This window comes from Marinobacter sp. UBA3604 (genome assembly GCF_002375325.1).
In the GTDB taxonomy this organism is placed as follows: domain Bacteria; phylum Pseudomonadota; class Gammaproteobacteria; order Pseudomonadales; family Oleiphilaceae; genus Marinobacter; species Marinobacter salarius.
Window position 1 is genome coordinate 77,025 of sequence record NZ_DFMB01000009.1, and the last position, 19,638, is coordinate 96,662.

Below are 19,638 nucleotides of genomic sequence, written 5' to 3' on the forward strand. Positions count from 1 at the left end.
AAAAGTGCCTTGTTGCGATTTATCTTAGTCTATATAGTGTTTATATCCTTGGCTTAGTACCAGATATAGTGATCAAAGGCTGATCAATCACAGATCGCCCTCGTCACGATGATCGTGGTACCGGGAATCCGGTGAGACTCCGGAACTGACGCGCAGCGGTATTGGGGAACGAGCGTGGCATAAAGACACTGGCGAATGCCGGGAAGTCGCCACGCAAGGCCGAGCCAACAGGTTCACGCCCCTGAGTCCGAAGACCTGCCAGGGAATACAACTGCACCTTCGCGTATCAAGGTGAGCAGACCGGTTTTGCGTTGTCTCTGTTCAGAGCAATGCTCGCCCCTGCGTACGCGAAGGTCTTGGCATAAACGCGTACTCAGGAGAACCGACATGTCCACTGCCACCCTGGCCGAGTCCGGCCAATCTGCCTCAACCAGCACTGCCTCCCTACAGGTTATTAAACGTAATGGCGCCCTGGTTGGATTCGACGCCAGCAAAATCAGTGTTGCCGTGACCAAAGCGTTTCTTGCCGTCGAAGGCGATGAAGCAGCGGGCTCGGCCCGTATCCACGATTCCGTGGAACAGGTTACCCATCAGGTCATGCAGGCCATCAGCCGACGCTTGAAAGCCGGCGGCAAGGTGCACATTGAAGATATCCAGGACCAAGTGGAACTGGCGCTGATGCGGGCGGAGGAGCAGAAAGTGGCCCGCGCCTATGTACTCTACCGGGAGGCTCATGCCCAGGAGCGGGCCAGCCTGGCGCCGGTGGAGGCGCATCCCACGCTTACGGTGAAAAAAGCCAACGGTGAGGCCGCACCGCTGGATCTGGGGCTGATGAAAGTCCAGGTGGAGCGTGCCAGCCAGGGATTGGAGGGCATCGATGGCGAGTCCCTGGTGGAAGGGGCGCTGCGGAACCTGTACGACGGTATCGCTGAGGAGGAGGTGCTGTCTGCGCTGATCATGACCGCCCGCGGCCGCATCGAGCAGGAACCGGACTACAGTGCCGTAACCGCTCGTCTGCTGCTGGAACAACTCAGGCTGGAAACCGCGGCCGCCTTGAGCCTGCCCCTAAGTTTGCCGCTGGCGGAAATATACCCGCAGGCCCTGAGCACCTTCATTGAGCAGGGCATCCACTACGAGCTGCTGGACGACGCCATGGCGGCGTTCGACCTGGAACGCCTGGGTGCTGCCCTCAAGCCGGAGCGGGACCACCAGTTTGGGTTCCTCGGCCTGCAGACCCTCTACGACCGCTATTTCCTCAACTGGAAAGGTGACCGGCTGGAGTTGCCCCAGGTTTTCTTCATGCGCGTGTCCATGGGCCTGGCGTTGCAGGAAGATGACCCCAATGCCCGGGCCATTGAGTTCTACGACCTGTTGTCATCCTTCGACTACATGGCCTCCACGCCAACCCTGTTCAACAGTGGTACCCGACATTCCCAGCTTTCATCCTGCTACCTCACCACCGTTCAGGATGATCTGGAGGGTATCTATGGTGCCATCCGCGACAACGCCATGCTGTCCAAGTGGGCCGGCGGCCTGGGTAACGACTGGACGCCAGTCAGGGCTTTGGGCTCCCACATCAAGGGTACCAACGGCAGCAGCCAGGGTGTGGTGCCATTCCTGAAAGTGGTGAACGACACGGCGGTGGCGGTGAATCAGGGCGGCAAGCGCAAGGGCGCCGTGTGCGCTTACCTGGAAAGCTGGCACCTGGATATTGAGGAGTTCCTGGAGCTACGCAAGAACACCGGCGATGAGCGTCGTCGTACCCACGACATGAACACCGCCAACTGGGTACCGGACCTGCTGATCGAACGCATGCGCAGTGATCAGGACTGGACCCTGTTCTCGCCAAACGACGCTCCGGACCTGCATGACCTCTATGGCAACGCATTCCGGGAGCGGTACCAGGAATACGAGGCGATGGCGGCCAGGGGCGAGATTACTCTGTTCAAGACGGTGTCCGCCAAACTGCTCTGGCGCAAGATGCTGACCGTGCTGTTCGAGACCGGGCACCCCTGGATTACCTTCAAGGACCCCTGCAACCTGCGCTCACCGCAGCAGCATCGGGGCGTGGTGCACAGCTCCAACCTGTGTACCGAAATCACCCTGAACACCAGTGCGGATGAGATCGCCGTGTGCAATCTGGGGTCCATCAACCTGGCGGCCCATGTCCACAACGGTGAGCTGGATGTCCAGCGCCTCGAACGCACGGTCAGTATCGCGGTCCGCATGCTCGATAACGTGGTCGACATCAATTACTACGCAGTGCCCCAGGCGAAGAGTTCCAATTTCAAGCATCGGCCCGTTGGTCTCGGCCTGATGGGCTTTCAGGATGCGTTGTATCGACTCAATCTGCCCTACACCAGCGCGGAAGCGGTGGAGTTTGCCGATGTGGCGATGGAGCAGATCAGTTATTTCGCGATCCGGGCCTCGGCTGCGCTGGCCGGTGAACGCGGTGCCTACGAGACCTATGAAGGCTCATTGTGGCATCAGGGTATTCTGCCCATTGACTCCATCAACCTGTTGAAAGAGGCCCGTCAGGACGGTGACCTGAGCCTGAATACCAGCAGCCGCCTGGACTGGACGGCCGTGCGGGAACTCATCGCCCGCAATGGCATGCGTAACAGCAATGTGATGGCCATTGCGCCAACGGCGACCATCTCCAACATCGTCGGTGTCTCCCAATCCATCGAACCGGCGTACCAGAACCTGTTCGTGAAATCGAATCTCTCCGGCGAGTTCACGGTGGTTAATCCATCTCTGGTTCGTGACCTGAAAGCAGAGGGTCTGTGGGACAACGTGATGGTGAACGATCTCAAGTACTTCGATGGCAGCGTGCAGCAGATTGATCGTATTCCGGCAGAACTGAAGGCCCGCTACGCCACCGCCTTTGAGATCGATGCCCGCTGGCTGGTGGAGGCGGCGGCCAGGCGCCAGAAATGGCTGGACCAGGCCCAGAGCCTGAACCTTTACATGGCGGAACCCAGCGGCAAAAAGCTGGATGAGTTGTATCAGCTGGCCTGGGAACGTGGACTGAAAACCACCTATTACCTGCGCTCGCTGGGGGCCACGGGTGCCGAGAAAACCGCGCCGGTAGCAGCACCGCAACCACAGGTATGCAGCATTGATGAGCCGGACTGCGAAGCCTGTCAGTAAACCCGACCGCCACCAAGATTCTAGAGGTTAAAAGATGCTCAACTGGGACGACGAACCAAACACCCAAACCCGCCCGGCTACCCAGGAGGGTCCGGCCCCGGTCAATGTCGATGACAAGCGCGTTATCAACGGCGAAACCGACATCAATCAGCTGGCACCCTTCAAGTACCCCTGGGCCTGGGAATACTTCATGAATGCCAACAAGAACCACTGGACGCCGCTGGACGTGAACATGGCTCAGGACGTTCACGACTACCACCACCGCCTGTCTGCGCCGGAAAAGCACGTGTATGAGAACGTGCTGGCCTACCTCACCACCTCCGACATCCTGGCGATGCGCAACATCGGCCTGGCGGTGATGGAGAAGATGAGTGCCCCGGAATTGCAGATTTACCAAGCGCGGCAGGTGTACGAGGAAGCCATGCACACCTGGGCCTACCAGCACTGCATTGAAACCCTCAACCTGGACCAGAGCGAGATCTACAATCGCTATCGGGTGGTCTCCGCGATCAACGGCAAGATCCAGATGGCCAACCGCCGGCTGGATGCCGCCATGCGCTCTGACATGAACCTGCGCAACAAGGACGACCTGCAGGAGTTCATTATGTCCTACCTGTTCTTCGCAGCGGTCTTTGAGGGTGCCTGGTTCTACAACGGTTTCAGCCCCATCTTCGCCCTGCAGCGTCGGGGCCTGATGCGGGGCACCGGTGAGCAACTGCAGTACATCCTGCGGGACGAAGCCATGCACTTCTCGTTCGGGCTGAAAGTGGTGAACCAGATCCTGGAAGAGGAAAACATCACGCTGGACCCCAAAGCCGTGCGCGATATGTGGGACGAGTCCGAAGTCGCTGAAACCGCCTACGCCAACTACATCCTGCGGGACCCGATCCTGGGCTATTCCGCCGAGTACCACAGCGAGCAGTTCCGTTTTGTGGCCAATCGCCGGGCCAGAACCGTTGGCCTGGACGAACCGTTCCCGGGCGCGAAGAACGTCTCACCCTGGCTGGACGAGCAGGCCACCCTGCGCAAAGAGAAGAACTTTTTCGAAACTCGGGTCATCGAGTATCAGACCGGCGCGCAGCTGGAGTGGTAGCAACGTACTGACCTTCATTCCGGCGGGCTGGCCGGCACTTACGTGCCGTTCAGAATCCAGCCCGCCGCTTTCTCCGCAATCATCAGTGTGGGGGAGTTGGTGTTACCACTGGTGATGGTCGGCATGACACCGGCATCCACCACGCGCAGGCCGGAGACGCCACGAACTCTGAGGTGAGGGTCGACGACTGCCATGTCGTCGTCTGCCCGCCCCATGCGGGTGGTTCCCACCGGGTGAAAAATCGTGGTGCCAATGTCTCCCGCCAGCCTGGTAAGTTCCTCATCGGTCTGGTACTGAAGGCCCGGCTTGAATTCTTCCGGCTCATACTTGGCCAATGCCTGTTGCTCTGCAATGCGGCGCGTTACCCGAAGGGAATCCGCTGCGACCTTGCGGTCTTCCTCGGTGTTCAGGTAGTTGGGGGCAATGGCGGGCTTGATTCTGGAGTCCCGGCTACGAATACGCACGGTACCGCGGCTCGTCGGGTTGAGGTTACAAACGCTGGCGGTAATAGCTGGAAAGTCATGCAAAGGCTGGCCAAATGCCTCCAGACTCAATGGCTGAACGTGGTACTGGATGTTGGCGTGCTCATATTCTTCGGAACTGCGGGTAAACAGACAGAGTTGGGAGGGGGCCATGCTCATGGGGCCGGAGCGGGTAAGCAGATACTCCAGCCCAATTCGTGCCTTGCCAATCAGTGAGTTGGCCATGGTGTTCAGGGTCTTCGCGCCCCGAACCTTGTAGACCGATCGAATCTGCAGGTGATCCTGAAGATTCTCGCCGACGCCGGGTAAGTCGGCAACAACCGGGATATCGTGCTCCCGAAGCAGATCCGCCGGGCCAATGCCCGACAACTGCAGCAACTGAGGGGATCCGATAGCGCCGGCTGAGAGGATGACTTCGCGGCGTGCGTGGGCGGTGATTTCCCCCTCTCCCGGTCGCTCCACGCGCACGCCGGTGCATCGGGGCATTTCACCGGCCGCCATGTCCAGCGCCATGACATGGGTGGAATGCCACAGTGTCAGGTTAGGGCGCGTCTTGGCCGGCCGCAGGAACGCCTTCGAGGTGCTCCAGCGCCAGCCGGAGCGCTGATTGACTTCGAAGTAGTCAACGCCTTCGTTGTCGCCGCGGTTGAAGTCCCGGGTCCGGGGAATGCCAGCCTGAACGCAGGCGCTGGCAAAATCCTCCAGAACGGTCCATTTCAGCCGCTGATGCTCGATCCGCCACTCACCGCCGTGGCCGTGGTAATTCCCGTGTTCCGGATCGGCGTCGCCTTCTTCGTCCAACCGGTAGTGATCTTCATGACGCATAAAGTCGGGCAGGCAGTTATCCCATGACCACGCCTGCTCTCCGGTAACATCGGCCCAGTGATTGTAATCCCGGGCCTGGCCACGAATGTAGAGCATGCCATTGATGCTGGAGCAGCCACCCAGGGTTTTCCCCCTGGGGTAGATCAGTGATCGACCATTCAGGCCGGGGTCCGGCTCGGTGCGAAAGCGCCAGTCTGTGCGCGGATTGTCGATGCAATAAAGGTAGCCCACTGGAATATGGATCCAGTGGTAATTGTCACGACCGCCCGCCTCGATCAGCAGCACCCGGTTGGCCGGGTCGGCACTCAGACGGTTAGCCAGCAGGCAGCCGGCAGAGCCGGCCCCGACGACGATGTAATCAAACTCGTGCTGCCCGTGTGCATTGTTGTTATTGGACATGGTCTGTCTCCAGGACTGGTTTGCGTGTTACTTGGCGGTTGGCATCACAAACTCGGCACCGGCATCGATGGAGTCTGACCAGCGCTGCATAATGGATTTCTGCCGAGTATAGAATTTAACGCCCTCTTCACCGTAGGCATGGGTGTCGCCAAACATTGAGCGTTTCCAGCCACCGAATCCGTGCCAGGCCATGGGAACCGGAATGGGCACGTTGATACCGACCATGCCAATCTGAATGCGACGGCCAAATTCACGGGCGACGCTGCCGCTCTCGGTGAAACAGCTGACACCGTTGCCGAATTCATGATCATTGATCAGACGGATGGCGGTCGCAACATCGGGAACCCGCACGCAGGCCAGCACCGGGCCGAAGATCTCTTCCCGGTAAATTGTCATCTCCGGAGTGACATGATCGAACAGCGTACCACCCATCCAGAAACCTTCGCCGCAGCCTTCACCCGTTGACGCTGCATCGAAGTCGCGGCCGTCGACCACCAGTTCAGCGCCTTCAGCCACACCTTTATCAATATAACCGGTAATGCGCTGGTGAGCGCTGGCACTGACAATCGGACCCATTTCGGCGTCCAGGTCCATGCCGTTCCTGACCTTCAGGCTGCGTGCCCGCTCGGCCAGCCTGGGGATGAGTTTGTCAGCGACATCACCGACCAAAACCGCCACGCTGATGGCCATGCAACGTTCGCCGGCACTGCCGTAACCCGCGCCAATGAGCGCATCCACGGCTTTGTCCAGATCGGCATCGGGCATAACCACCATGTGGTTCTTGGCGCCGCCGAGGGCCTGAATGCGCTTGCCGTGACGGGCGCCATTTTCATAGATCAGATTGGCAATCGGAGTGGAGCCGACAAAACTCAGCGCCATGACGTCCGGGTGCTCAATGAGCGCTTCCACCGCACCCTTGTCACCCTGCACCACATTGAACACGCCGTCGGGCAGGCCAGCCTGTTTGAGCAAATCAGCGAGCATCAGAGACGCACTGGGGTCGATCGGGCTGGGCTTGAGCACAAAGGTATTGCCGGCAGCGATTGCCACCGGGAACATCCACATGGGCACCATCACCGGGAAGTTAAACGGCGTAATACCAGCGACCACGCCCAGGGGCTGGCGGGTCGTCCAGTTATCGATACCGGTACTGACCTGTTCGGTATAGTCGCCTTTGAGAAGCTGGGGAATACCGCAGGCAAACTCCACGATATCAATCCCCCGGGCAACTTCCCCCTGAGCGTCGGTAAAGACCTTGCCATGTTCGCGAGTAATCGCTTCGGCCAGTTCGTCTTTGTGCTGGTTAAGCAGTTCCAGAAACCTGAACATGACACGTGCGCGACGAATCGGCGGGGTGTCCGCCCAGCTTGGGAAGGCAGCAGACGCAGCGGCCACGGCCTGATCAACATCATCGCGGTTGGCAAGAGCGGTCTGGCCTGAGACCTTGCCGGTAGCGGGATTGAATACGTCCTGAGTTTGGCCGGAGCTGCCTTCTGAAATTCGCCCATTGATATAATGCTGGATCGTTGGATTGCTCATGGTTGTCTTTTCCTGTTTTTGATTCAGTTTTTTGTAAGGGTTCTGGATGCCTTTATTCGGGGCATTCGTCGCCGCTGGATAAGAATTGAACAGTTAATTTACGGTCGGTCAGGTACCGAAGCAATTGAGTTATTTTAAATCATGATATAAGTAATGCTTATATTGGAGCTCAGGAGGGAAAGACGGCTATGCAACACTTGCAGGGATTACGTGCCTTTGTGTCTGTGGCTCGTGAGGGGAGTGTTTCCAGGGCTGCCGAGCGACTGCATCTGACACAGCCGGCCGTGAGCCTGAAGCTGAAACAGTTACAGGATGATCTTGGCCTCAGGCTTTTTCGGCGTAAGCCGCAGGGTTTGGTGCTGAGTGCTGATGGTCACAACCTGTTGCCGGTGGCCGAAAAGGCGTTGGCGGGGATAGCTGCATTTGAGCAAAGCGCCCAGGCATTGCACAGCACTGTTCGCGGACGCCTTAAGATTGGCACCATCGTGGACCCCGAATTTATCCGTCTGGGGTCGTTTCTACACCAATTGGTGGCTCGCGCGCCCCAACTTGAAACCGAGCTGCATCAGGGAATGAGTGGCCGGGTTCTGGAACAGGTCCGTAATGGCAGCCTGGACGTTGGTTTTTTTCTTGCCCCGCCAGGTCTGGGCGCTGGACAGTCATCGCCAGAATTAATGTACAGAGAGCTGACCCGGTTTGACTATCACGTTATTGCACCGGCGGGATGGGCGTCACGGGTGGCGGACAGTCGCTGGTCGAGCCTCGCCGGGCTGCCCTGGATCGTGACACCGCCGGATTCAGTGCACAATCGGTTATTGGCTGACGCAATGGAGCCTCATGGATTGGTTCCAAATGGCGTTGCACAGGTCGACCAGGAAGCCTGCATGCTGGACCTGGTCAGGGCGGGCGTCGGGCTCAGCCTGGCCCGGGATGCCCTGGCGATGGCAGAGCGACAGGAACGGGGGCTGGTCGTTGTGGAAGGCGTGCGTATCCCCTGTGCCCTGAGTTTTATCTGGCGCAAGGACCGGGAGGAAGAGCTGGTGATTGCAGAGGCGCTGGAGGCTCTTGCTGGTGTGTGGTTGTTTGAGACTCTTGATGACATCGATCGTGAAAACCGGCCCATTAGCCCGTGACACTTTCCATCAGACGCTGGCGGAACCAAATATGGGCCGGGTCATTGTCCATCACCGGTGCCCACAGCAGGTAGACCGGCAACGAGGGTACCTCTACCGGAAACGGCAGGGTCTTCAGCCCGAATGCCCGGGCGTACTGCTGGGCCAGACGTTCGGGCACCGTGGCAATCATGTCGGAGCGGCTGCAGGTGGCCAGCATACTGGCGAACTGGGTGACCCGGGCCCCGGTTCGCCGCTGCCAACCCGGTTCGTTGAGGATCTGGTCCAGGGGCAAGCGCCGGTTCCGATCCGGCAGTACGACGTGTTCGGCGTCCAGAAACTGCTGTTTGCTGCAATCGCCCTGCAGGTCTGGGTGGTCCTGTCGTGCCACCACCGCAAGCCTCTCCGCGAGAAGCACTTGCCGCCGTAGTCGATCGTTCTCTGTTGCAAAGGCATCCACGGCAAGATCCGCTTCGGCGGTATACAGCCTCTGGGGCATGTCATCGCCGGCCAGGGCGACCTCCACCACCACATTGGGCGCCTCGCTTCTCAGGCGTGTCAGTAACGTTGGTAACACCACCATTTCGAAATAGTCGTTGCTGAGCACGCGAAAGCGTCGCTGGCTGGTGCCGGGCACAAAGCGATTGGCCGGGTCCAGTGTGTCGCGCATGGCGCCGAGTTGCTGGCTGAGGCTTCTGTGCAGCTCACGGGCGCGGGGTGTCGGCACCATGCCCTGATGGGTACGCACAAACAGGGGATCATCCAGGGTATGACGCAGGCGCTGCAATGCGGCACTGATGGCGGGCTGGCTCATGCCCAGGGTGTCTGCGGCACGGGAGAGTTGCCCGGCTTCCATAATGGCATCGAATACCGGCAGCAGGTTGAGGTCGACGCTTCGTAAATTCAGTTTCATGGATAATACTTATACCAAATATTGAATAGAAAGATATAGCTCTCCCCAGTAGCGTCAGAAGACGTACAAACCCTCGTCTCGGAGAACAATAATGGACGACCAAAAACTGACGATGCTGGTTACGGCTTTTATTGTGGTTACCGCCCTTTGGGAGGTAGTCAGCGGCCGTACCCGTGAAGGTCGCAAGAACACGCAGGACTGGCGCATGGCATTTCTTGCCACGTTCATGATGGTGGCGGTGCAAAGGCCGTTGGTGTTGCTGTTGCTGACGCTGGGTCTGTCAACGCTGATTCCTGGCAGCGCCGGTTCACTGGCCTGGCTCGAACAGGCGTATTTCTGGCCCACGTTGATCGTGTTTTTCTGCGTGGAAGAGTTTATCCACGGCAGTTTCCACCTGTTTGCCCACCGGCGCCGACCCAATAACCGTGTTCTGCAATGGGTTCAGGCGTTTTACAAGATGAGCCACCGCCCGCACCACATGTCGGGCGGCCAGGACAACAAGGGCCAATTGACGGTAACGCAGACCTTCGTCAATGGCTGGGCCTGGTGGCTGATCATGCCCAACTACACCTTCCAGTTGCTGTGTCTTTATCTGGGGCTGGTAGAGGTGTTCCTGATTGCCACCGCCTTCAAGGGACTATGGGCGGCCCATACTCATGTGAACTGGAATTATGACCTGTATTTCCACAACCACCGCTGGGCCTGGGTTCGCAAGACCATGTGGGCACTGGCGCATATTCTGGTCTTTCCCACTCAGCACCACCATCATCACGCCCGCGGGCCCAATTCAGCCAAGAATGTGACCTCCACGCTGGCGATCTACGATTGGCTGGTGTTTGGCACACTCGCCATTGAAACCAGCAAACCCAAGGTCTATGGCTGGCGCCAGAAAGACCATGAGGCGAACAGTGCATTGAAACGCTATTTCTGCTGGGATGTTCGACCCTATGTGCCAAAAACATAGGCGGTGATTTTTTTTTGGAATAAACGCCAGGCTCAGCCGTCTCCCTGATGAAAGCCACCCGAAACGGGTAAATCAGGAGGACGTAACCATGAAAAAGCATGTACTGACACTCGCAATCTGTTCCATTCTTTCCACCGGCGTTTTCGCCGCAGAAGGGTCTGGCGCGGCCAATGCAAACGCGCAGGCTGAAACCAACATGAGTGCGGAAGCCAGCACCCGCAACGGTGTTTCCGCGAATGGTGGTGCCTCTGCAAGCGCAGAGGGCAGTGTCAACGGCGAAGCCGCTCGAGACGAAGCTGCCGACCAACGCCAGGCGGCCAGTGAAGAAGCCCGCGGAAGGGCCGATCAGGCGGTCAGCGCTGGCGTTGAAACCGGCCAGAAGGTGCGAGCAACCGCCGATGCTACAGCGGACACGGCTCGCGATGAAGCTGGTGAGAAGCGCGAACAGGCGCAAGAGCGCATGAACGAGACCCGAAATGCTGAAATTCGCGCTGAAACCAATCAGCAGATCGGAACGTCTGTATCTGAGAGCGTCCGGAGTGAAGTGCAGAACACCGTCAAGGGGACCGTGAAAGGGTCCGGCAGTGGCGGCCTGCTATAACCACTCCTCCAGACTCGCCGGGCCATAGGGCCCGGCTTTCTTTTGGACGCCCAAGTGAAAGGAGCAGACATGCAGTTGATTCAACGTATTTTGACCTTGCCCCTGGCCATTGGCCTGGCGTCACCGGTATTAATGGTTCAGGCGCAGGAGAAAGCGTCAGCGAACGGATATCTTGAAGGCGGTTACGAGCACGACAGCAACGTGACCGTGGATGAACTGAACACGTCCGCCGATGAGAGCGATCAGGCCTGGGTTTTCGACGCCGGTCTGGAAGGCATCCTGAAACCCACCGAGCGGTTAAACGTGACGCTCGGCTATTCGCTCTCGGGCAGACGGTACCAGAACCTTGATGAATTCGATCAGGACATTCACCTGCTGTCGGCCGATGTCAGTTATGACTTCGACCCGGTCACCGTTGGCACCAGTTACTACTATTCCCACGCAACCCTGGGGTCAGACCCGTTCCTCGATTTCCGGCGTGCCAGTGTCTATCTGGGCAGCCTGCTCGCGGAGGACGTTTATCTGCGTGGCAGCCTGCAGGACAAGCGCAAGGAATTTGATGACAGTGATGCGCGGGATGCCGAGATAAAAGGCGCCAGTCTGGATGCGTTCTTCTTTTTCAACCAGGCCCAGAGCCACTTTCTACTCGGCCTTGACGGTGATCGCGAAGATGCGGAGGCGAAAGCCTACGACAATGACCTGCTTCGCGTTCGGGTAGCGTTGGTGCATCGGTTTATCCTGGCCGGCGAGGAAAACCGCCTGCGGTTTGGCTGGCGTTACGAGGACAGGGAGTATGAAGAGGTGACCGTCACCAGTACCAGCCCGGTTCTGACGGACCCTCTGACCGGTGACCTTACCGAACGCTCAAGCAATGAGCGGGCGGACAAAGCCCGTATTCTGGAGGCCAGCTGGCGGATTGGACTCAACGAGGTGTTTAGTGTTGAGCCCAGTGTTTCCTGGGGCCAGTACACCTCGAACGTGGATTCTGCGGATTACGACAAGACGGTGGCGGGGGTGACGCTCAGGGCGGATTTCTGAAACCCGACAGTCAGAAATCCAGAAAGCCGTGACCGAATTCGGTGTCTCGGCCAGGACGGCCAAGATCCTTCGCTGCATTGATCAGGGCACCAATGGCCTTGTCTTCCGAAAGTTCATTACGTTGGCAGGCCAGTGCAGCGGCAACCACTGGCGACGCCAGCGAGGTGCCGCTGTCTGCAACCATGCCGGCATCAGGGTGTGCTACCGGAACGGTGACGCCGTTGCTGGCAAACATCACCTGTTCACCCCGATTGGCCCAGCGGTAGAGCTTCCCGGAACTATCAGCCGCCGTCACACCGATCACTTCTGTGTAGGCGGCCGGATATAATGGCGGGGCAGAGGGCCCTTGATTGCCTACCGCCGCAACCATCAGCACGCCGCGCTCCCTGAGGCGGCTCACCGCCGCAGCGAGAAGCTGGTTGTCCGGGCCGGTCAGGCTGATGTTGATAACCGACAAATCCTGACCGGCCAGCCAGTTCAGGCCTTCCAGTAAATGACCAAGTGTGGCGCCTGAGAGGGTGCGATCCCGGTCATAGAACACCGAGGCATTGAAGATCGTAGCCTGCGGCAGCCGGGCAGGCCATTGCCCAGGCCGGTTTCCCACCAGCAGGCTGGCGACGGCCGTGCCGTGAGTTGCCGGCTCAGTCAGTGTTCCGTCCACTTCCGCCAATGCCAGAAAACGCTCCTGCACAACCTGTGCACTTTCAAATACCCGATGGTCTGTGGCAATCGACGTATCCACCATTCCAACGCGAACCGGGGCGGTGCAGAGGCTACGCCACTGTGGCACTTTGGTCTCTGACAGGGGCTCTTTCGCACCCGTTTGCGGAGCATAGATATGGTTGCGGTCCAGCCGATCCGCGAGTTCTGGTAGGGCGTCCTGTAGGGCATTATGGGAATCCAGCTCGGCAGTGACCCGGAACCGCACCACGGTCATACCCAGGCCGGTCAGCTCTCGGCGTTCGAGAACTGTGATCCCCGGCTGGTCAAGGCGGGCGAGTTCCGCAGCGGTACCGGTCACCAGCCACTGACCTTCCACGGCACGGAAACCGTCGTCCAGTTGGATATCATTGAACGCTTTCTGTCCCTGACGCGTGAGAATGGGAAGGACTGACGGTAACGCTTCGAGCTGTTCCATGAGTTCTGTGGCCTGTGTGTTGATCTGCTTCTCAAGGCGACGGTCCATGGCCTGCTCCACCATGCGCTGTGTCTTCTGTTCAACCTGGCGGGTTATCGGATCTATCTGGCCGCTGGTTACGTCACCGACACCGATGGACAAGGCCGGTGCGGAAAGCGTGCAAAGAGCGATTGCAGGGAACAAGTGTCTCAAGAGAAAAGGTTTCATCGTGCCCGTCCGATTAAAGATGTGTGTCATACGATACAACGGCCCGGCGGAAAAAAAATTCCTTCGTTCATGGAATAAATCGGTTTCACGACCGTTTTACCGATAACACCTTTGGAAATGGAAGGCTATGAAAGAGGAAATCACCGAACTATTACCAAGGCTCCGACGATTCGCCTACTCGTTGACCGGCTCCCTGTCAGACGCCGACGACCTGCTACAGAATACGGTGGAGCGTTTGTTGACCCGGGACATGCCGGACGACGCCGACCTTACCAAGTGGGCATTCCGGGTTTGCCGTAACGTCTGGATAGACGAGTGTCGCGCGCGTAAGGTTCGGCGGGATGCCGCGGAACATCCGGAGTTGACGGATGGCCAGGTGATCAATGGCGAACACCAGACCACCAAAGAGATCGAATGGCACCGAGTGGACGCTGCGATGGCAAGACTGCCACAGGACCAACGGCAGATTATCTCCCTGGTGGCAATCCAGGGCATGCCCTACAAAATCGTGGCTGAGATTCTGGAAGTGCCCAAGGGTACGGTGATGAGCCGGCTGGCCCGAGCCAGGGCGGCATTAAGCGAGGCCCTGGCGCCTGTAACCATGAGGACCGATTCATGAAGATGACTGATGAAACCCTGTCGGCTTTCCTCGATAACGAACTGACCGACGCGGAGATGGAAGCGGTTCGGGACCAGATTGAGAAGGATCCAACGCTGGCAGATCGACTGGCCGAGATGGCGTCCGTGGATGCCGAACTACAGGCGCATTACGGCTCGATTGATGACCGTCCCATGTCGGCTTCGATTACCCAAATGCTGGAGGAAAAGACCTCCCGGAGTGCTGCGCCCGCGCAGGACAATGTGGTCACCTTTCCGTGGTGGCGCAGGCTGCCCGGCCACACGGGTAAAGCGATCGCCGCCGCTATCATCGCGGGGGTGGCGCTGACGCAATGGCTGACGGTAGCAACGGACGGCGATCCGATGTCGCCCGCGGTGGCGAACGTTCTGGATAGCCAGCCCAGTGGCGAAGTTTACCAGGTTAATGACCAGGTAAGCTTGACGCCGAGACTGACGTTCCAAAGCCAGGCCGGCCAATGGTGCCGCCAGTTCCGCCTGGAGACGCAAACGTCCGCGTCGGAGCAAATTGCCTGTCGCACTGGCGAGGGTTCCTGGGAACAGGTGGCCACTGCCGAAGCAGAGCCTTCCCTGGCACCTGATGTATACCAGACAGCGAGCGGTGGCAGTGTGCTTGACGAGGAACTGGACCGGATGATGGCCACGCCCCCCGTTGGGCCGAACCAGGAGCGTGCGTTGCTTGAACAGCAGTGGAGGCGTAATTAACAGTCCTGCGTCCCAGCGGTTTGCGGTTCCGGTGGATGGCAACACGGGGGAATCCAGCTAGTATCAAGGTGTTTATCCTTCGCTGACCTGATGGGGCTGCAATGACCGAATACTTTATCCAGGCGTTTATCTATCTGACCGCCGCTGTTGTCGCGGTGCCATTGGCGAAGCGCCTGGGTTTGGGGTCGGTATTGGGGTATCTGGTGGCGGGTGTCGTCATCGGGCCGGTGACGGGGCTGGTGGGCCAGGAAACCGCAACCATTCAGCATTTTGCCGAGTTTGGTGTGGTCATGATGCTGTTTCTGGTGGGCATGGAGCTGGACCCGAAATCCCTCTGGGCCATGCGGATTCGTTTGCTGGGCCTGGGCGGCCTGCAAGTGGTGCTCACCTCCGCTGCCGGAATGGCGATTGCCTGGTGGATGGGGCTGCAATGGCAGACCACCGTCGCCGTTGGCCTTATCTTCTCGTTGTCTTCCACCGCCATTGTGCTGCAGACCCTGAACGAGAAAGGACTTAGCAAAACCGAGGGGGGCCGGGGCGCTTTCTCGGTGCTGTTGTTCCAGGATATTGCGGTCATTCCCATGCTGGCGGTGATTCCCCTGCTGGCGATATCCGAACTGGCGGGCGTTGGGGCGACGGACCCCGGGCACCAGGGCGGTTTCAGCCTGGTGGCGCATCTGCCAGGCTGGGCTCACGCCCTGGTGGTGATCGGCTCTGTGACTACGGTGATCGTCGGCGGTCATTACCTGAGCCGGCCCCTGTTTCGTTACGTGGTTCAGTCCGGTATGCGGGAGGTTTTTACGGCCACCGCGTTAATGCTGGTGATCGGTATCGCCGCGCTGATGAGCATCGTCAATCTGTCGCCGGCGCTCGGGGCCTTCCTCGCCGGTGTGGTGCTGGCCAACAGCGAGTTCCGTCACGAACTCGTGGCCAACATTGAGCCCTTCAAAGGGCTACTGCTCGGATTGTTTTTCATCACGGTGGGTGCCGGTATCAACTTTGAGGTGCTGGCGGCGCAATGGGGCACAGTAATCACATTGGCGCTGGCGGTTATCCTGGTCAAGGCAGCAATTCTGCTGCTCCTGGCCTTGTTATTCGGGCTGCGGGGCCGTGATGGCTGGCTGTTCACCCTCGGGCTGGCCCAGGCCGGCGAATTCGGCTTCGTGCTGCTGACCTACAGCATGCAGAACAGTGTGATCCCCGCGGACATCGCCCAGCTTCTGGGATTGGTGGTGGCGCTGTCCATGTTCCTGACGCCGCTGTTGTTTATTGCCTACGACCGGCTGATCTTGCCGCGGTATCGTGAAGCCCGCAATGAGCAGCGGGAAGCCGATGTGATCGAGGAGCAGGCGCCAGTGATCGTGGCCGGGGTTGGACGATTTGGCCAGATTGTGTGCCGGTTGTTGCGCGCCAACAAGATTCCCATTGTCGCGCTGGATCTGGCCCTGGATCAGATCGAAAACCTGCGACGTATCAACATCAAAAGCTATTTCGGTGACGCCAGCCATACGGGGTTACTGGAAACGGCGGGCATCGCCCACGCGCGCTTGCTCGTGGTTGCGATTGACGACCGGGATAGAGCCGTGGCCCTGGTGCACCATGTCAAACAACACTACCCCGGCGTCTGGGTACTGGCACGGGCGTTCGATCGGGGCCATGGATATCAGTTGCGCCAGGCCGGCGCTGACGACGTCGTGAGCGAAACCTACCATTCTGCGGTGGAGCTGGGTGGCCATGCACTGACCGCATTTGGCGTTCACCCATTGCGGTCGCGGCAGATGACCTGGGCATTTATCAATAATGAGAAGTCCCACGAGGACGAACTGTTCGACGCCTGGAAGGAAATCGAAGAGGGTATCCGCTTTAGCCCCCGTTATGGTGAGCTGTTCATGAAGCTGGAGGACACCCTGAGTGACGTGATGCAGCAGGACTGGGAACCGCCCAGCCGTGAGGAGGTGCCCTTGTGGTCACCTCCCAAAACGGATGAGTGAAACGCGCCTGGGGAGCGTGACTCGTCTTGCCATTGCTTCACCCCTTGTTCTTTTATGCAAACAATATTCTCAAATATTTGGAATACATGTCCGTAATCGGACAGGTTAGTCTGAATTCACCGAAACACGAAGGAGAATTCAGACATTAAGGTACTGATTGTACTGGCCCACCCGGAAAGGCGGTCATTCAGTGGGGGTTTGGTGGATGTGGCTACGGAAACCCTGAATCTGGCGGGGCACGAGGTAGAAATAGACGATCTCTATGGGGAAGGTTTTGATCCGGTGGAGCGTTCGTCGTGGTATGGCAAGCGTCAGGATGAGTGCTATTTTGCTCCGCTGACGGAGCAGCGGGCTCACTATGATGCCAATGCATTACCTCAAGACGTGCAGCGTGAGATAGCCAGGCTGAATTGGGCCGATCTGGTGATTTTCCAGTTTCCGCTATGGTGGCATTCTCAACCCGCCATATTGAAGGGCTGGTTTGATCGTGTGTTGGTCTATGGCGGACTTTACTCGGGAAGCATGCGCTATGATCGTGGCTATTTTCGCGGTAAACAGGCGATGTGTTCCGTGACCACAGGTTCGCCGGAGCAGGCGTTCATGCCATTTGGCCGCGCCGGCAATATGGTGGAATGGCTGTGGCCGGTTCATTCTTCACTGTATTACGTGGGCTATGACGTGCTGGCACCGCACATAAGCTATGGGGTGCAGGGTGGCGGCATCCGCTATCAGGAGGAAGGCGCGTTCCGGGACCATCTGGAGGCACTGAAAGACCAGTGGGCGCACCGGTTGTCGGGGATTGAACAGGACGCGCCAATTCCCTTTACTGGCTGGAATGACTGGGACGATGCCGGAGTGCTCAAACACTCAAATCCGACGCGTTGGCGGTTGTGAGCAACGTTGTGATTTGCCCTGAGAAGACTATGCTTGAGCTAAGGCCCGGCAGAGGAGAGCATCGCCTTGGCACAACAACGGGACGTCACGGTCTTTTACGATGAACGGGTATTGGCCCATCACCCCGATACCAACATGGATTTCCTGCCCGGCCGCCTGGACAAACGGGTACGTTCCATTCTTTCAGGCCTCAATGTGCAGTGGAAGTACCCCGAGCATCCAGGCCGTATTACCGCGATCATGGACTTGCTTGCCCGTGATCCCATTCCCGGTGTCCGGATCGAGCCTGGTAAGGCGGCAACGCCGGATCAGTTGAGCCGGGTTCATACGACTTCGTTCCTGGACGACATATTCTCATTGCGGGACGAAAGTGCGTGGCTGGATGTGGATACCACAGCCGTTTCACCGGGCAGTGTTGAAGCTGCCGAAGTCGCTGCAGGCACGGCCATCGCAGCCGTGGAAGCGGTGGTTGAGGGCCGAACGAACAGCGCCTTCGCAATGGTCAGGCCGCCTGGTCACCATGCTGAGCCAGTACGCGCAAGGGGGTTCTGCCTCTTCAATAATGTTGCCGTTGCGGCTGCACACGCGCAGGCGGAGCTGGGCTGTGAACGGGTATTGATCGTCGACTGGGACGCCCACCATGGCAATGGTACCCAGGACATCTTCTGGGCGGATCCGGACACCATGTTTTTTGATATTCACCGGGCCGCACCATTTTACCCAGGCAGTGGCGCGTTAACCGACGTAGGCGCCGGCCTGGGCGAGGGCACCACCATTAACGTGCCCATGCCCGGTGGCGCGGGCGATGTCGCTTACCTGAAAGCGCTGCGGGAGATACTGGTACCCGCCGCAGACTACTTCAAACCGGACCTGGTACTGGTTTCCGCCGGCTTTGATGCCCATTGGTACGACCTGGCGCTCAATGTGTCCTACGAAGGCTTCTCAGCCATGACGGGCATTGTGCAGGAAATTGCGGACAAGCACTGTAACGGCCGGCTGGTCATGGTGCTGGAGGGCGGTTACAATACCGAATCATTGTCTCATGGCGTGCACGCAGTGCTTCGGGCACTGGCCGGTGGCACGTTGGCGGAACCAAGGGTCTGCGGCATGGAAGAAGTGGACACTGCCATCGATTTTCATAAGGGCGCCTTCGAGCCCGATAACACGGATTAGTCCTTCTCTGCAGCCTTCCCAAAAATAAAATAGCGGTTTCCTATCGAACGGCTAAAAACAATCAATTTGAATGTTTTTGATCAAATCAATACTTTAGCCAACTCAAGTTAGCCAATGCCTAAACTCAACCAACGGGAGATATCTACTATGGGTATGATTAACAGCGAAATTAAACCGTTCAACGCCACCGCCTTTAAAGGCGGCGAGTTCGTTGAAATTTCTGAAGCCGACGTAAAAGGGAAGTGGTCTGTCTTCTTCTTCTACCCGGCCGACTTCACTTTTGTATGCCCGACCGAGCTGGGCGACGTTGCCGACAAGTATGAAGAGCTGCAGAAGCTGGGTGTGGAAGTATTCTCCGTATCCACCGATACGCACTTTACCCACAAGGCGTGGCACAGCAGCTCCGAGACTATCGGCAAGATCAACTACTTCATGGTAGGCGACCAGACCGGCACCATCACCAACAACTTTGGTGTGATGCGTGAGGGCCAGGGCCTGGCAGACCGCGCTACTTTCCTGATCGACCCGGATGGTGTTATCCAGGCCATGGAAATCACTGCCGAAGGTATCGGCCGTGACGCTGACGACCTGCTGCGCAAGGTAAAAGCGGCTCAGTACGTTCGTAACAACCCCGGCGAAGTTTGCCCGGCCAAGTGGAAAGAAGGCGAAGCGACTCTGACTCCGTCACTGGACCTGGTTGGCAAGATCTAAGGTTTCGGTAACAGTGAAACCTGTAAAAGGCCCGCTCTGCGGGCCTCAGATTGCTGACAAACCC

16 protein-coding genes and 1 riboswitch are annotated in these 19,638 nt (G+C 58.4%); of the genes, 12 read left to right on the forward strand and 4 right to left on the reverse strand.

Annotated features, from left to right (window positions below):
* Positions 1–83: 83 nt before the first annotated feature.
* A riboswitch (cobalamin riboswitch) is annotated at positions 84–277 on the forward strand.
* Positions 278–387: 110 nt separating this feature from the next.
* A complete protein-coding gene (locus B2590_RS02205; protein ID WP_278366663.1) occupies positions 388–3,153 on the forward strand; it encodes a ribonucleoside-diphosphate reductase subunit alpha in 2,766 nt (921 codons plus the stop codon).
* A 34-nt stretch (positions 3,154–3,187) separates the two neighbouring features.
* Positions 3,188–4,246, forward strand: coding sequence for a ribonucleotide-diphosphate reductase subunit beta (locus B2590_RS02210; RefSeq protein WP_278366662.1), 1,059 nt, complete (start codon positions 3,188–3,190; stop codon positions 4,244–4,246).
* A gap of 38 nt (positions 4,247–4,284) precedes the next feature.
* Here the strand turns inward: B2590_RS02210 and B2590_RS02215 are convergent, their stop codons facing one another.
* Entirely contained in the window at positions 4,285–5,952 is a 1,668-nt protein-coding gene (locus tag B2590_RS02215) for a GMC family oxidoreductase (RefSeq protein WP_278366661.1), read from the reverse strand.
* A 27-nt stretch (positions 5,953–5,979) separates the two neighbouring features.
* A complete protein-coding gene (locus B2590_RS02220) occupies positions 5,980–7,491 on the reverse strand; it encodes a CoA-acylating methylmalonate-semialdehyde dehydrogenase (protein WP_136633729.1) in 1,512 nt (503 codons plus the stop codon).
* Between the two features lie 188 nt (positions 7,492–7,679).
* Between B2590_RS02220 and B2590_RS02225 the strand changes: the two genes are divergently transcribed.
* On the forward strand, positions 7,680–8,624 hold the full coding sequence (locus B2590_RS02225) for a LysR family transcriptional regulator (protein ID WP_075196428.1): 945 nt from the start codon (positions 7,680–7,682) through the stop codon (positions 8,622–8,624).
* Here the strand turns inward: B2590_RS02225 and B2590_RS02230 are convergent.
* Complete coding sequence (locus B2590_RS02230) at positions 8,614–9,516, reverse strand: LysR family transcriptional regulator (protein WP_136633731.1); 903 nt, start codon at positions 9,514–9,516, stop codon at positions 8,614–8,616. The genes B2590_RS02225 and B2590_RS02230 overlap by 11 nt on opposite strands.
* A gap of 91 nt (positions 9,517–9,607) precedes the next feature.
* Here B2590_RS02230 and B2590_RS02235 point away from each other — a divergent pair, with 91 nt between their 5' ends.
* The 3 genes from B2590_RS02235 (at position 9,608) to B2590_RS02245 (ending at position 12,119) form a co-directional block, all read left to right on the forward strand.
* Complete coding sequence (locus tag B2590_RS02235; RefSeq protein ID WP_085678273.1) at positions 9,608–10,480, forward strand: sterol desaturase family protein; 873 nt, start codon at positions 9,608–9,610, stop codon at positions 10,478–10,480.
* 88 nt (positions 10,481–10,568) lie between these two features.
* Positions 10,569–11,081 (forward strand): hypothetical protein, encoded by a 513-nt coding sequence (locus B2590_RS02240; protein ID WP_091644436.1) that lies wholly within the window; start codon positions 10,569–10,571, stop codon positions 11,079–11,081.
* Positions 11,082–11,150: 69 nt separating this feature from the next.
* Complete coding sequence (locus B2590_RS02245; protein WP_036211659.1) at positions 11,151–12,119, forward strand: surface lipoprotein assembly modifier; 969 nt, start codon at positions 11,151–11,153, stop codon at positions 12,117–12,119.
* Between the two features lie 10 nt (positions 12,120–12,129).
* Here B2590_RS02245 and B2590_RS02250 read toward each other — a convergent pair whose 3' ends face one another.
* The gene (locus B2590_RS02250) at positions 12,130–13,464 is read right to left on the reverse strand and encodes a S8 family serine peptidase (protein ID WP_278366658.1); all 1,335 of its coding nucleotides are present in this window, start codon (positions 13,462–13,464) and stop codon (positions 12,130–12,132) included.
* Positions 13,465–13,591: 127 nt separating this feature from the next.
* Between B2590_RS02250 and B2590_RS02255 the strand changes: the two genes are divergently transcribed.
* From B2590_RS02255 to ahpC, 6 genes are all read left to right on the forward strand, one after another.
* On the forward strand, positions 13,592–14,083 hold the full coding sequence (locus tag B2590_RS02255) for an RNA polymerase sigma factor (RefSeq protein WP_041332886.1): 492 nt from the start codon (positions 13,592–13,594) through the stop codon (positions 14,081–14,083).
* Positions 14,080–14,805 (forward strand): hypothetical protein, encoded by a 726-nt coding sequence (locus B2590_RS02260; protein ID WP_286810738.1) that lies wholly within the window; start codon positions 14,080–14,082, stop codon positions 14,803–14,805. The genes B2590_RS02255 and B2590_RS02260 overlap by 4 nt, the downstream gene beginning before the upstream one ends.
* A 101-nt stretch (positions 14,806–14,906) precedes the next feature.
* Positions 14,907–16,796 carry a monovalent cation:proton antiporter-2 (CPA2) family protein gene (locus B2590_RS02265; protein ID WP_036211655.1) on the forward strand — a complete coding sequence of 630 codons (1,890 nt, stop codon included), beginning with the start codon at positions 14,907–14,909 and terminating at the stop codon, positions 16,794–16,796.
* 156 nt (positions 16,797–16,952) lie between these two features.
* A complete protein-coding gene (locus B2590_RS02270; protein ID WP_286810741.1) occupies positions 16,953–17,690 on the forward strand; it encodes an NAD(P)H-dependent oxidoreductase in 738 nt (245 codons plus the stop codon).
* Positions 17,691–17,756: 66 nt separating this feature from the next.
* Complete coding sequence (locus B2590_RS02275) at positions 17,757–18,863, forward strand: histone deacetylase family protein (protein WP_036211650.1); 1,107 nt, start codon at positions 17,757–17,759, stop codon at positions 18,861–18,863.
* Positions 18,864–19,010: 147 nt separating this feature from the next.
* The gene (ahpC, locus tag B2590_RS02280) at positions 19,011–19,574 is read left to right on the forward strand and encodes an alkyl hydroperoxide reductase subunit C (RefSeq protein WP_007153032.1); all 564 of its coding nucleotides are present in this window, start codon (positions 19,011–19,013) and stop codon (positions 19,572–19,574) included.
* Positions 19,575–19,638 lie beyond the last annotated feature (64 nt).

Bases quoted from the DNA above. Each gene is read 5' to 3' on its own strand.
- B2590_RS02250 (WP_278366658.1), bottom strand. From the start codon at position 13,464: ATGAAACCTTTTCTCTTGAGACACTTGTTCCCTGCAATCGCTCTTTGC.
- B2590_RS02225 (WP_075196428.1), top strand. From the start codon at position 7,680: ATGCAACACTTGCAGGGATTACGTGCCTTTGTGTCTGTGGCTCGTGAG.
- B2590_RS02235 (WP_085678273.1), top strand. From the start codon at position 9,608: ATGGACGACCAAAAACTGACGATGCTGGTTACGGCTTTTATTGTGGTT.
- B2590_RS02205 (WP_278366663.1), top strand. From the start codon at position 388: ATGTCCACTGCCACCCTGGCCGAGTCCGGCCAATCTGCCTCAACCAGC.
- B2590_RS02230 (WP_136633731.1), bottom strand. From the start codon at position 9,516: ATGAAACTGAATTTACGAAGCGTCGACCTCAACCTGCTGCCGGTATTC.
- B2590_RS02245 (WP_036211659.1), top strand. From the start codon at position 11,151: ATGCAGTTGATTCAACGTATTTTGACCTTGCCCCTGGCCATTGGCCTG.
- B2590_RS02260 (WP_286810738.1), top strand. From the start codon at position 14,080: ATGAAGATGACTGATGAAACCCTGTCGGCTTTCCTCGATAACGAACTG.
- ahpC (WP_007153032.1), top strand. From the start codon at position 19,011: ATGGGTATGATTAACAGCGAAATTAAACCGTTCAACGCCACCGCCTTT.
- B2590_RS02240 (WP_091644436.1), top strand. From the start codon at position 10,569: ATGAAAAAGCATGTACTGACACTCGCAATCTGTTCCATTCTTTCCACC.
- B2590_RS02210 (WP_278366662.1), top strand. From the start codon at position 3,188: ATGCTCAACTGGGACGACGAACCAAACACCCAAACCCGCCCGGCTACC.
- B2590_RS02255 (WP_041332886.1), top strand. From the start codon at position 13,592: ATGAAAGAGGAAATCACCGAACTATTACCAAGGCTCCGACGATTCGCC.
- B2590_RS02215 (WP_278366661.1), bottom strand. From the start codon at position 5,952: ATGTCCAATAACAACAATGCACACGGGCAGCACGAGTTTGATTACATC.
- B2590_RS02265 (WP_036211655.1), top strand. From the start codon at position 14,907: ATGACCGAATACTTTATCCAGGCGTTTATCTATCTGACCGCCGCTGTT.
- B2590_RS02220 (WP_136633729.1), bottom strand. From the start codon at position 7,491: ATGAGCAATCCAACGATCCAGCATTATATCAATGGGCGAATTTCAGAA.